The organism is Pantoea eucrina, from assembly GCF_001691555.1.
GTDB lineage: Bacteria > Pseudomonadota > Gammaproteobacteria > Enterobacterales > Enterobacteriaceae > Pantoea > Pantoea borealis.
The window spans coordinates 2409141-2422257 of record NZ_MAYN01000008.1 but is presented as its reverse complement, the minus strand read 5'-3'; the positions used below and the strand labels follow the sequence as shown (position 1 = coordinate 2422257).

The window sequence follows — 13117 nt, the reverse complement described above, 5'->3', positions numbered from 1 at the left end:
ATTTTCAACCCCGGCGCAAATAAACTTTCTGTTTTGTGTAGTGGCGCGCGAGGCAGTATGGGAAAATAATTGCATTCACTGCCACCATTTTGAGGACTTACCCATGGCATACGAAGCATTGCTGGAAGAACAGCGCGAAGAGACGCGTCTGATCATCGAAGAGTTGCTGGATGACGGAAGCGATCCGGATGCGCTCTACACCATTGAACACCATCTCTCCTGCAACAACTTCGACTCGCTGGAAAAAGCCGCCGTTGATGCGTTTAAGCTGGGCTATGAAGTCACCGAGCCGGAAGAGCTGGAGCTGGAAGATGGCACCACGGTGATGTGTGTGGATATCCTCAGCGAATCTGCGCTGAAACCTGAACTGATCGATGCACAGGTTGAGCAGCTGGTGAACCTGGTGGGCAAATACAACGTTGATTATGACGGCTGGGGCACCTACTTCGAAGATCCCAACGCGGAAGATGACGAAGACGAAGATGAAGAGATGGACGATGACGGCGAGGATAACGGCGTCCGTCACTGATCGTACCGGGCGGCGTCTGTCGCCCGTTTCACTTACCTGCCTGTAAAGACCACCAATGAATTACGCTCCGCTATTAGCCCCTATTCACCAGTTCCTGCACTGCCGCACGCCTGAGGCGTGGATCCTGGAGGCGCGCAAGCCGGAAAATCTTACGCTGCTGCTGACCGATCACATGGTGTGCGAGCTGAAAGCTGCGCAGACCGCCGTGTGGCTGATCCGGAAATATGTGGCGGATAAACCGAGCGGCGAGGCCATTCTGGCGTGGCTTGAACCCTATGAGGCGTTTGTTTTTGGCGAAGCGCACAGCAGCGACTTCATTAATGCGCATAAAAATCTGACCAAAAGCGTTATCGTGCGCAACGAGCTGCCGTGGGCAGATGAGATGGTAGAGAAGATGGTGCTGCTGATCAAAGAGGAGCTGCACCACTTTTACCAGGTATGGGAGATCATGCAGGCGCGAGGCCTGATTTACCGCAAAATCACCGCCAGCCGCTACGCCAAAGGATTGCTGCGTGAAGTCACCACCCATGAGCCCGATACGCTGGTGGATAAGCTGATTTGCGGCGCCTATATTGAAGCGCGCTCCTGCGAACGGTTTGCCAGTCTGGCACCGCATCTGGATGCGCAGCTGGAGAAGTTTTATATCTCGCTGCTGCGTTCAGAAGCGCGTCACTATCAGGATTATCTTGCGCTGGCGGCGCAGATCTCGCCGCGCGATATTACACCGCGCGTACAGGCGATCGGCGCGGCGGAAGCGCGCCTGATCGGCGAGCCGGATGCGGAACTGCGTTTTCACAGCGGCGTGCCTGCGTTCTGAATAGGGCTCTCTACGCCAGCGTTTTAAGCATCCGCACTTCGCAATCGACGTGACCGGTACAGCCCATGGCGCGGTCAATATGCGTAAATCCCAGCGCTTCATAAAGCGCAATCGCCCGCGTCAGGCTGGCTGTGGTTTCCAGGTAGCAGCGGCGGAATCCCTGTGCCTGAGCAAACTCCAGCGCGCGCAGCGCCAGCTCACGTGCCAGACCGCGCCCGCGCACCTGCGGCAGAAAATACATTTTCTGAAGCTCGCAGATATCGGGTGCGCTGCACGCCAGCGGCGCAATGCCGCCGCCGCCCACAACCTTGCCCTCCAGCTCCACAACCCAGTAGGCGCTTGCAGGCGTGCTGTAGAGTTCAAACAGGCGATCAAGCTGAGGATCGGCGACGGTATAGCCTTTATCCGCGGTCAGGCCAAACTCGGCTGACACCGTGCGGATCACCTGTGCAATCGGCAGGTTGTCCGCGGCGCAGATCGGACGGACCTGCAGATTCAGTGAGGTGAGGGTGCTCATGGCAGAATTCCGGTAATAAAAAAGCCGGGCAGAGCCCGGCTTCGGTTAGCGAACAGGTCTTAAGCGCTTACAATGCCGCAATCACGCCCTGCTGTTCAATCAGTTTTGCTTTTGACTGCTCCATCTCCGCCACGCGCTCGCGCTCTTTCGCGACCACCGCTTCCGGTGCACGCGACACAAAGCCTTCGTTCGCCAGCTTGGTCTGGATCTTCTCAATCTCAACATCCAGCTTCAGCAGCTCTTTCGCCAGACGCTCCAGCTCCGCCTCTTTGTTGACCAGATCGGCCATCGGGATCAGCAGTTCTGCTCCCTCAACGATTTTGGTCACAGAGACCGGGCCTTTCTCGCCCGCCGGCAGGATCGTCAGGCTCGCAAGACGCGCCAGACGGGAGAGGAAGTTACGGTTCTCTTCCACGCGACGCTGTGCGTCAGCGGAGCAGTCGCGCAGCAGGACATCCAGCGGCTTGCTCGGCGCGATGTTCATCTCAGCACGGATATTACGTACCGCGACAATCGCCTGTTTCATCCACTCAATGTCTGCCTGCGCTGCGGCATCCTCATTCGCCGCGTCATACTGCGGGAACGGCTGCAGCATAATGGTGTCATGATCGATGTTTTTCAGCACTTTTACGCGCTGCCAGATAGTTTCCGTAATAAACGGAATAATCGGGTGTGCCAGACGCAGCAGGGCTTCCAGCACCGTTACCAGCGTGTTACGCGTGCCGCGCAGCTCCGCTTCGCTGCCGCTGTTCATTACCGGCTTGGTCAGCTCCAGATACCAGTCGCAGAACTGGTTCCAGGTGAAGTCATAGAGAATATTGGCCGCGATATCGAAGCGATAGCTGTCCAGCGCCTCACGGTACGCTTTCACCGTGCGGTTGAACTCGCTCAGGATCCAGCGGTCCGCCAGCGACAGCTTCAGCTCGCCGCCCTGCTGCCCGCAGTCCTGATCTTCGGTATTCATCAGCACAAAGCGGCTGGCGTTCCACAGCTTATTACAGAAGTTGCGGTAGCCTTCAAGACGCTTCATATCCCAGTTGATATCGCGTCCGGTTGAGGCCAGCGCGGCCAGCGTAAAGCGCAGGGCGTCCGTGCCTGATGGCACGATGCCGTCCGGGAACTGCTTCTCGGTACGCTTGCGGATTTTTTCCGCCAGCTGCGGCTGCATCATGTTGCCGGTACGTTTCTCCAGCAGCGCTTCCAGCGAAATCCCATCAACCATATCGAGCGGATCGATGACGTTGCCTTTCGACTTCGACATCTTCTGTCCCTCTTCATCGCGGATCAGACCGGTCATATAGACGGTCTTAAACGGCACCTGCGGCTTGCCGTTCTCATCTTTGATGAAGTGCATGGTCAGCATGATCATGCGCGCGATCCAGAAGAAGATAATGTCGAAGCCGCTCACCAGCACGCTGGTCGGGTGGAAGGTACGCAGCGCTTCGGTGTTCTCCGGCCAGCCAAGGGTAGAGAAGGTCCACAGGCCGGAGGAGAACCAGGTATCCAGCACGTCATCATCCTGACGCAGCGCCACGTCTGCGGCCAGGTTATTCTCCTGACGCACCTCTTCTTCGGTGCGGCCGACATAGACGTTGCCGTCATTGTCATACCACGCCGGAATGCGGTGACCCCACCAGAGCTGGCGTGAAATGCACCAGTCCTGAATATCGCGCATCCAGGAGAAGTACATATTTTCATACTGCTTCGGCACAAACTGGATATCGCCGTTTTCAACCGCTTCCACCGCGACTTTCGCCAGCGGCGCGGTACGCACGTACCACTGATCGGTCAGCATCGGCTCAATGACCACGCCGCCGCGATCGCCGTACGGCACCGTGAGGTCGTGTGGCTTGATCTCATCCAGCAGGCCCGCCTCATCCACGGCAGCGACAATCGCTTTACGCGCGGCAAAGCGCTCCATGCCCTGGAACGCAGCCGGGATCTCATCGGAGCAGGCGGTGCTTGCTTCACCGTTGGTGTCGAACACTTCTGCCCGGGCGCGAATATCGCCGTCAAAGGTCAGAATGTTGATCATCGGCAGCTTGTGACGACGACCCACTTCATAGTCGTTGAAATCGTGCGCCGGGGTGATCTTCACGCAGCCGGTGCCTTTTTCCATATCGGCGTGCTCATCACCGACGATCGGAATGCGGCGATCTACCAGCGGCAGGATCAGCTCTTTACCGATCAGATCTTTATAGCGGGGATCTTCCGGGTTAACAGCAACGCCGGTATCGCCCAGCAGGGTTTCCGGACGGGTGGTGGCGACAACCAGATAATCTTTGCCGTCTGCGGTGGTCGCGCCATCCGCCAGCGGATAGCGGATATGCCACATCGAGCCTTTGCTTTCGCGGTTTTCTACTTCCAGATCGGAGATAGCGGTGCGCAGTTTAGGGTCCCAGTTTACCAGGCGTTTGCCGCGGTAGATCAGGTTCTCTTTGTAGAGGCGCACAAACACTTCTTTCACCGCATTGGAGAGGCCGTCATCCATAGTGAAGCGCTCGCGCTCCCAGTCCACGGAGTTGCCGAGGCGGCGCATCTGGCGGGTGATGGTGCCGCCGGACTCCGCTTTCCACTGCCAGATTTTATCGATAAAGGCGTCACGGCCATAATCCTGACGCGTTTTTCCCTCTTCAGCGGCGATTTTACGCTCCACAACCATCTGCGTCGCAATACCGGCATGGTCAGTGCCCGCCTGCCACAGGGTATTTTTACCCTGCATGCGCTGATAGCGGATCATGGTATCCATGATGGTCTGCTGGAAGGCGTGACCCATATGCAAGCTGCCGGTGACGTTCGGCGGCGGGATCATGATGCAAAAGCTTTCCTGGCTGGTATCGCCATTTGGTTTAAAGTAGCCCTGCTGTTCCCAGTGCTCGTAGAGCGGCTGCTCGATATCTTGCGGGTTATATGTCTTGTCCATTTCTGCTATGTCGTTTGCGGCGGGGGTGGTGGCGCCGTTTTCAGTTGGAAACCAACGCTGCGATAGGCTTTATAGCGATCGCGCGCCGGTTGTTTCAGGGATTCTTCATACGGTACGAAGTCTATCACTTCATGGAAAGCGGTGGCAAAATCTGCGAACGCCGGCAGCAGGCTGATCAGCAGATCGCGCGGCGCGCTGCTACGCCGCTGTGGCCAGGCAAGTTCTACCGGCGCACCATAACGCGGACCTTCACCGGCCAGATTATGCGGCACAAAGGCGTTTGCCGGACGCTGCCACAGCGCCTCATCAAGCCGGTTCGCCTGCGCTTCGCTTTCACAGGCGATCAGAATGCGTTTACCTTCACGCCAGCGGGCAGCAGCCAGATCGCACACCAGCGCTTCAATCGCGCTAAGGCCATCACTGGCGCTTTCTGACTCTAAAACATAGAAGGTGGCGTTTTTCATGGCGGGCTAAATTCCATCAGTAACAACAGAGAGCATTGTGCTTCAGCGCGCGGCGTGCGTCCAATATTAAGGCCGGTATCAATCGCAGAGGGGCCATTAATGACGTCATCACGTCCCGTGCGCGTATCAACCCCGGGCGCCATGAATGGCGCCCCTACGGGAATGCCGCCACAGGGGGCGCATTAATGCGCCCCTGGTCAAACACCGCACCGTTTGGACGTCATCACGTCCCGTATGCGTATCAACCCCGGGCGCCATGAATGGCGTCATCACGTTCCGCACGCGCATCAAACCGGGCGCCATGAATGGCGCCCCTACGGGGGAAATGCCGCCACAGGACGCGCAATACCGATTAATCGTCGCCGTTCAGGCCTGCACGGTTCAGCAGAAACTGCGACAGCATCGGCACCGGACGCCCGGTAGCGCCTTTGGCTTTACCGGAGCGCCATGCGGTACCGGCGATATCGAGGTGCGCCCAGTTATATTTGCGTGCAAAGCGGGCCAGGAAACAGGCCGCAGTGATTGCACCGCCCGGACGTCCGCCGATATTCGCCATATCGGCAAAGTTCGACTCCAGCTGCTCCTGATACTCATCGGCCATCGGCAGCCGCCACGCGCGGTCGCCTGACTGCTCAGAAGCACTGATCAGCTCATGCGCCAGCGGGTTGTGATTCGAAAGCAGGCCGCTGACGTGGTGACCCAGCGCAATCACGCAGGCACCGGTCAGGGTCGCCACGTCAATCACGACTTCAGGCTCAAAACGCTCAACGTAGGTGAGGGCGTCGCACAGTACCAGACGGCCTTCAGCGTCAGTGTTCAGCACTTCAACGGTCTGGCCTGACATCGTGGTCAGGACATCGCCTGGGCGCATCGCACGGCCATCCGGCATGTTTTCACAGCCCACCAGCACGCCTACCACGTTCAGCGGCAGATTGAGTTCTGCCACCATGCGCATTACGCCATAAACCGAGGCCGCGCCGCACATATCATATTTCATCTCATCCATGCCTTCAGCAGGCTTGATAGAGATACCGCCGGCGTCAAAGGTCAGCCCTTTGCCCACCAGCACAATCGGACGCGCGTCAGGATCGCTGTTGCCTTTGTACTCAATGACCGACATCAGCGACTCATTGTGCGAACCGGCGCCGACCGCAAGATAGGCATTCATGCCCAGCTCTTTCATCTGCTGTTCGCCGATAACGCGGGTGGTGACGTTTTTGCTGTAAGCATCCGCCAGCTGGCGAGCCTGCGAGGCGAGATAGGCCGCATTACAGATATTTGGCGGCATATTGCTGAGATCTTTTGCTGCTTTCACACCGGCTGCTACGGCGAGGCCATGCTGGATGGCGCGCTCACCGCTGGTGAGTTCGCGACGCGTTGGCACATTGAACACCAGCTTGCGCAGCGGGCGACGCGGCTCAACTTTATTGCTTTTCAGCTGATCAAAGTTGTAGAGCGCCTCTTTCGAGGTCTCAATCGCCTGGCGCACTTTCCAGTAGGTATTACGGCCTTTAACATGCAGCTCGGTCAGAAAGCAGACTGCTTCCATGGAGCCGGTGTCATTCAGCGTATTAATGGTCTTCTGGATCACCTGCTTATACTGACGCTCGTCCAGCTCGCGCTCTTTGCCGCAGCCAATCAGCAGAATACGTTCAGAGAGAATATTCGGCACATGGTGCAGCAGCAGCGTCTGACCGACTTTGCCCTCCAGTTCGCCACGGCGCAGCAGCGCACTGATATAGCCGTCGCTGATTTTATCCAGCTGTTCGGCAATGGGCGATAAACGGCGCGGCTCAAAAACGCCTACAACAATGCAGGCGCTCCGCTGTTTTTCCGGGCTGCCGCTTTTTACACTGAACTCCATGCACTCTCCTGAATCTTAAAGACAACGGCCGTAGCTGTCGTTAGAATGTAGCGCGTTCGTCACCCATTATTTGGCGCGACGCCATGACAATTTAACGCCGCTGGTCATAATGAGTGGGGTGACAATGTGATGTTTTTTCACCACCCTGACGCATTAACAGACCATTTTAGCGACCAATACGGCCATTGATGAAGAAAAATGGCTGATAAGCGTTGAAACTAGCGATTTTCCTGCAAAAAGACAAGTTTTCACAGGCGTACTAAGCGTGATCATTATTAGATATCTGGTTCGGGAAACGCTCAAAAGCCAGCTGGCTATCCTGTTTATCCTGCTGCTGATCTTCTTTTGTCAGAAGTTAGTCAGGATTTTAGGGGCAGCGGTGGATGGCGAAATCCCCACAAATCTGGTTCTGACCTTGTTAGGACTCGGTGTGCCTGAAATGGCGCAACTTATTTTACCCTTAAGCCTGTTTCTGGCGATTTTAATGACGCTGGGCCGGCTATACACCGAAAGTGAAATTACGGTGATGCACGCCTGCGGTCTGGGTAAAGGGTTACTGGTTAAAGCGGCGATGATCCTGATGCTGATGACCTCGCTGGTGGCGGCGGTCAACGTTATCTGGCTCGGCCCCTGGTCATCGCGTTATCAGGATGAGGTTACGCAGAATGCCAAGGCTAACCCGGGCGCTGCTGCGCTGGCTGCGGGACAGTTCCAGACCTCAAGCGACGGTAATACCGTGCTGTTTGTCGAGAATGTGAAAGGCAACACCTTCGGCAACGTTTTCCTGGCGCAGCTGCGGCCCAAAGGCAACGCGCGTCCGTCGGTGGTGCTGGCAGACAGCGGCCATATGGAGCAGCGTAAAGATGGCTCACAGGTGGTGACGCTGGATAAAGGTACCCGCTTTGAGGGCACCGCGCTGCTGCGTGATTTCCGCATCACTGACTTTGTGAACTATCAGGCGGTAGTGGGCTACAAAGAAGCGACGCTCGATCCTAACGATGCCGATCAGGCCGATCTGCTTACGCTGATCAACACCAAAACGCCGCAGTTCCAGGCCGAGCTGCACTGGCGTCTGACGCTGGTCTTCTCGGTGCTGATTATGGCGCTGATGGTGGTGCCGCTTAGCGTGGTCAATCCACGTCAGGGCCGCGTATTGTCGATGCTGCCTGCGATGCTGCTCTATCTGATCTTCTTCCTGCTACAGAGTTCGCTGCGCTCCAATGCGGCCAAAGGGCGCTTCGATCCGGCGATCTGGATGTGGACCGTCAACATCGCGTATCTGGCACTGGCAGTCGCGCTTAACGCCTGGGATACCGTGCCGATGCGTCGTCTGCGGGCGCGTTTCAGCCGCGGAGGGTCGGTGTGATGTTTAAGGTTCTTGACCGCTATATCGGTAAAACCATCTTCAACACCATCATGATGACGCTGTTCATGCTGGTGTCGCTGTCGGGCATTATCAAGTTTGTCGATCAGCTGCGCAAAACCGGGCAGGGCGCGTATTCCGCGCTGGACGCGGGCTACTACACCCTGCTGAGCGTGCCGAAAGATATCGAGATCTTCTTCCCGATGGCGGCGCTGCTTGGCGCGCTGCTGGGCCTGGGCACGCTGGCGCAGCGCAGCGAGCTGGTGGTGATGCAGGCGTCCGGCTTTACCCGCCTGCAGGTGGCGCTTTCCGTCATGAAAACCGCGATCCCGCTGGTGTTGCTGACCATGGCCGTCGGTGAGTTTGTAGCGCCGCAGGGCGAGCAGATGGCACGTAATTTCCGTGCGCAGCAGCTTTACGGCGGATCGCTGGTCTCCACGCAGAACGGCCTCTGGGCGAAGGATGGCAACGACTTCATCTATATTGAACGCATTAAAGGCGACAATGAGATTGATGGTGTCAGCATCTACCGCTTTAACGACGCCCGCCGTCTGCAGAGCGTGCGCTATGCGGCCACCGCGACCTGGGATCAGGCGCGTAAACGGTGGGAGCTGGCACAGGTCGATGAGTCAGACCTTACCGATCCAAAGCAGATCACCGGTTCGCAGAGCCTGAACGGCGAGTGGAAAACCAACCTGACGCCGGACAAGCTGGGCGTGGTGGCGCTGGACCCGGATGCGCTCTCAATCAGCGGGCTGTATAACTACAGCAAATATCTGAAGCAGAGCGGACAGGAGTCGGGCCGTTATCAGCTCAATATGTGGGGTAAAATCTTCCAGCCGCTCTCCGTGGCGGTCATGATGCTGATGGCGCTCTCCTTTATCTTCGGCCCGCTGCGCAGCGTATCGATGGGCGTGCGCGTGGTGACCGGGATCAGCTTCGGCTTCCTGTTCTACGTGCTGGATCAGATTTTTGGTCCGCTGAGCCTGGTCTACGGCCTGCCGCCAATATTGGGGGCAATCCTGCCCAGCGGCGCTTTCTTCGCTATCAGCCTCTATCTGCTGCTGAAACGACGCTAAGCGGGACAGATCCAGGGCGCCATTTATGGCGCCCTTATTTTTTGGTATTCGGCCTGAACCAGGGGCGCATTTATGCGCCAGGGCCTCATTAATGAGGCCCCTACAGATAAACGCAGGGGCGCCATTAATGGCGCCCTGGGTTATTTATGGCATCCTGCTTGTTTGGTTTCTGGCCTGAACCTGGGGCGCATTAATGCGCCCTCTGCGAGCAGCACTGTAGGGGCGCCATTAATGGCGCCCTGGGTTAATCATGGCACCCTGGGTTAATCATGGCGCCCTGGCTCAGCCTCTGCCGGTCAGCGCAGCGTCTGCAGAAGCGCGGGCAACTGCGACAGCAGATAAAGCAGCAGGCCAATGGTGCCGCCGACCAGCGTGCCGTTGATGCGGATAAACTGCAGATCGCGCCCGATGTTCAGCTCAATCTGTTGTGACATATCACGTGCATCCCAGCTTTTCACCGTATCGCTGATGTGACGCGTCAGAAAAGCAGCAAACTCCGGTGCCACGCTGCGCGCCGCATCCTCCAGATGCTGATTCATCGAACTGCGTAACGCCTCATCGGCCAGCAGGGTCTCTCCCAGCCACAGCGCCGCCAGCCGTACCCGCTCCTGCACGCGGGAATCATCGCTGCTGAGATCGCGCTTCAGCCAGGCGCGCAGATCCTGCCACAGCTCACCGATATAGCGATTCAGCGACTCATCCTCTTTCAGCCACTGCTTAACTGACTCTGCGCGCGCCGCCATCTCCGGATCGTTTTTCAGCTGGTCAATCAGCCGCTGCACCGCACGGTTAAAGCCGAGACGCAGCTCGTGCCCCTGATCGCGTGCCACTTCATCGAGAATCGAATCCACCGCGTTAGCCACCAGCGTGGCGCTGTGCTCGCCCAGCCACTCGGTCGGCAATACTTTGGCTTTAACCGGATGTTCACGCTTCAGCCAGCGCACAATCTGCAGGGCGATAAACTCACGCGTGCCGGGTTTGTGCAGCAGCTGCAGCAGCTGTTCAATCGCCGCATCCAGCAGCGCCTGATGACGGTTATTTTTAGTCAGGCTGTCGAGGATCATCGCACTGGACTGCGTCAGATCGACCTTATCCAGCGCGCGATGCACGGCACGGCGCATAAACTGCTGAATGCGTGCATCGTCAGTGAGATCGAGAAAGCCGCGCATGACCTGCAGCAGATGACGCCCTACACGATCGGCGTTGCCCGGCGCGTTCAGCCACTGCGCCAGCAGCTGTGCCGGATTATTGCGGCGGATCAGCGCCAGCAGCGAATCGGTATCGAGAAACTTCTCCTGTACAAAGCGACCAAGGTTCTCGCCGATGCGATCTTTGTTACGCGGAATAATGGCCGTATGGCGCGCAATCAGCGGCAGCGGCACGCGGCGAAACAGCGCCACCACTGCAAACCAGTCGGCCAGTGCGCCGACCATGGCCGCTTCCGCGATCGCTTTAACGCCCAGTACCCAGAAATTGGGTGGCAGAAACAGCGTAACGATAAAGGTTGCCGCTGCCGCCAGCAGCAGCGCCAGCGCCAGCTGTTTGCTGCGCTTCAGTTGTTGATATTTATCCATAACCCGATCTTAGCAGAGAGTCCTTAACGGCGGCGACCGCCGAGCAGGCTGCCCAGCACGCCACGCACGATCTGGCTGGTCACCTGGCGCGCTGCGCTGCGGGCCACGCTCTGCACCACGCCGTCGCGTTTACCGCCGCGCGGTCCGGTGGTACCAAACAGAATCTCTTTCAGGCCGCCGAGAATACCGCTCTCAACCTTCACGTCAGCGCCTTTAACGTCCGGTGCCGCCGACTGCTGCGGTGCAGTGGCGACGCCCTGCTGCAGCCGCTCAAAGGCTGACTCGCGATCGACTTCCTCATCATATTTGCCATAAAGCGGCGAGTGGTTGATCAGGGCGTTGCGCTCATCCTGCGTCAGCGGCCCCATGCGTGAGCCGGGAGCAATCACCATAGCGCGTTCCACGATGGATGGGCTGCCTTTCTCATCGAGGAAAGAGATCAGCGCCTCACCGGTACCGAGCGCCTGAAGCGCCGTTACGGCATCGAACGCCGGATTAGCGCGCAGGGTTTCAGCGGCACTTTTTACCGCTTTCTGGTCGCGCGGCGTAAAGGCGCGCAGGGCGTGCTGCACGCGATTACCGAGCTGGCCCAGTACTTTATCCGGAATATCTGACGGGTTCTGCGTCACGAACCAGACGCCAACGCCTTTGGAGCGGATCAGGCGGATCACCTGCTCAATCTTTTCCAGCAGCACCAGCGGCGCATCACTGAACAGCAGATGCGCCTCATCGAAGAAGAACACCATTTTCGGTTTATCCAGGTCGCCCGCTTCCGGCAGCTGCTCATACAGCTCCGCCAGCAGCCACAGCAGGCTGGTGGCGTAGAGTTTGGGCAGCTGATAGAGTTTTTCGGCTGCGAGAATATTGATATAGCCGCGTCCCTGCTCGTCGCAGCGCATCCAGTCGCGGATATCGAGCATCGGCTCACCGAAGAAATGCTCTGCTCCCTGCTGCTCCAGCGCCAGCAGGCCGCGCTGGATCGCACCCACGGATGCGCTGCTGATGTTGCCGTACTGCGTCTGAAAGGCTTTGGCGTTATCGCCGATATACTGCGTCATGGCGCGCAAATCTTTGAAATCGAGCAGCAGCAGTCCCTGATCGTCCGCAATGCGGAAAATAATCTGCAGCACGCCCGACTGCACCTCATTCAGCCCCAGCAGACGGGCGAGCAGCAGGGGACCCAGATCGGTAACGGTGGCACGTACCGGATGGCCCTGCTGGCCGAAGATATCCCATAGCATCACCGGGTTGCCGTGCGGCTGCCAGTCGCTGACGCCAATCTGCGCCAGCCGCGCCTGCAGTTTCTCAGAGGCGCTGCCGGGGGTGGCAATGCCGCTTAAATCACCTTTGACGTCAGCCATAAACACCGGCACGCCAGCCTGTGAAAAGGATTCTGCCAGTTTCTGCAGCGTAACGGTCTTACCGGTGCCGGTGGCGCCGGCGATCAGCCCGTGACGGTTTGCCATCGCCGGGAGCAGCGACAGCCGGATATCGGGGGTTTGAGCAATCAGCAGGGGAGTGGTCATAATCTCTCGCTCTTCAGCAATGCGTTATGACACCAAGGATAGCAAGCGCAGCCTGCGGTAGCGCAACTGATCGCCTGAAAAAGCAGAGGCCACCGGAAGGTTACAGGCAAAGATGCGGGCGCTGGGATCAACGTCATCCTCCCGGCAAATAAAGACAGACGGTACCACATCAATAAGCCGGTTTATGCTGAGCATTGCCAGAATATAAAATTAATACCCGAAATTAATTATTGTGCCTGATTTTTATACGCCAGCTGGATAAATAAAACGCAGATAGAGAGAAATCTGGCTCAAAGTTAACAAAGCTGAATATTTACGCTCACAATAACTGCCTTTTAAGCGTGATTTATTTTCAACAGTTGCGCCGGGCGATTATTTCTTCAATGCAGCGCTTTCAGCGTTATATCAAGATAAAGCGCTAAAAACCCCTGCTTTTAGCGGGTTTAAACCACAATTTCAGT

10 protein-coding genes are annotated in these 13117 nt (G+C 57.5%); 4 read left to right on the top strand and 6 right to left on the bottom strand.

The window, feature by feature from the left end:
* The first annotated feature begins 103 nt into the window (after positions 1–103).
* A complete protein-coding gene (rraB, locus tag BBA90_RS17505; protein ID WP_039382316.1) occupies positions 104–529 on the top strand; it encodes a ribonuclease E inhibitor RraB in 426 nt (141 codons plus the stop codon).
* Positions 530–584: 55 nt separating this feature from the next.
* Positions 585–1346: a tRNA isopentenyl-2-thiomethyl-A-37 hydroxylase MiaE gene (gene miaE, locus BBA90_RS17500; protein WP_065650254.1), complete on the top strand. Its 762-nt coding sequence runs from the start codon at positions 585–587 to the stop codon at positions 1344–1346.
* A gap of 10 nt (positions 1347–1356) precedes the next feature.
* On the opposite strand, the gene BBA90_RS17495 is transcribed toward miaE, so the two are convergent.
* The 4 genes from BBA90_RS17495 to pepA form a co-directional block, all read right to left on the bottom strand.
* A complete protein-coding gene (locus tag BBA90_RS17495; protein ID WP_065650253.1) occupies positions 1357–1863 on the bottom strand; it encodes a GNAT family N-acetyltransferase in 507 nt (168 codons plus the stop codon).
* 67 nt (positions 1864–1930) lie between these two features.
* The gene (locus BBA90_RS17490) at positions 1931–4786 is read right to left on the bottom strand and encodes a valine--tRNA ligase (RefSeq protein ID WP_065650252.1); all 2856 of its coding nucleotides are present in this window, start codon (positions 4784–4786) and stop codon (positions 1931–1933) included.
* A gap of 5 nt (positions 4787–4791) precedes the next feature.
* Positions 4792–5250 (bottom strand): DNA polymerase III subunit chi, encoded by a 459-nt coding sequence (locus tag BBA90_RS17485; RefSeq protein WP_065650251.1) that lies wholly within the window; start codon positions 5248–5250, stop codon positions 4792–4794.
* 352 nt (positions 5251–5602) lie between these two features.
* Positions 5603–7114, bottom strand: coding sequence for a leucyl aminopeptidase (gene pepA / locus BBA90_RS17480; RefSeq protein ID WP_039382329.1), 1512 nt, complete (start codon positions 7112–7114; stop codon positions 5603–5605).
* A gap of 265 nt (positions 7115–7379) precedes the next feature.
* Between pepA and lptF the strand changes: the two genes are divergently transcribed.
* Positions 7380–8480 (top strand): LPS export ABC transporter permease LptF, encoded by a 1101-nt coding sequence (gene lptF, locus BBA90_RS17475; protein ID WP_065650250.1) that lies wholly within the window; start codon positions 7380–7382, stop codon positions 8478–8480.
* Positions 8480–9556, top strand: a complete 1077-nt coding sequence (lptG, locus tag BBA90_RS17470; protein WP_039382335.1) for an LPS export ABC transporter permease LptG — start codon at positions 8480–8482, stop codon at positions 9554–9556. Before lptF ends, lptG begins: the two co-directional genes overlap by 1 nt.
* Positions 9557–9852: 296 nt before the next feature.
* Here lptG and BBA90_RS17465 read toward each other — a convergent pair whose 3' ends face one another.
* The gene (locus BBA90_RS17465) at positions 9853–11130 is read right to left on the bottom strand and encodes a DUF445 domain-containing protein (protein WP_065650249.1); all 1278 of its coding nucleotides are present in this window, start codon (positions 11128–11130) and stop codon (positions 9853–9855) included.
* Between the two features lie 23 nt (positions 11131–11153).
* Positions 11154–12656, bottom strand: coding sequence for a helicase HerA-like C-terminal domain-containing protein (locus BBA90_RS17460; protein ID WP_065650248.1), 1503 nt, complete (start codon positions 12654–12656; stop codon positions 11154–11156).
* Positions 12657–13117: the final 461 nt, after the last annotated feature.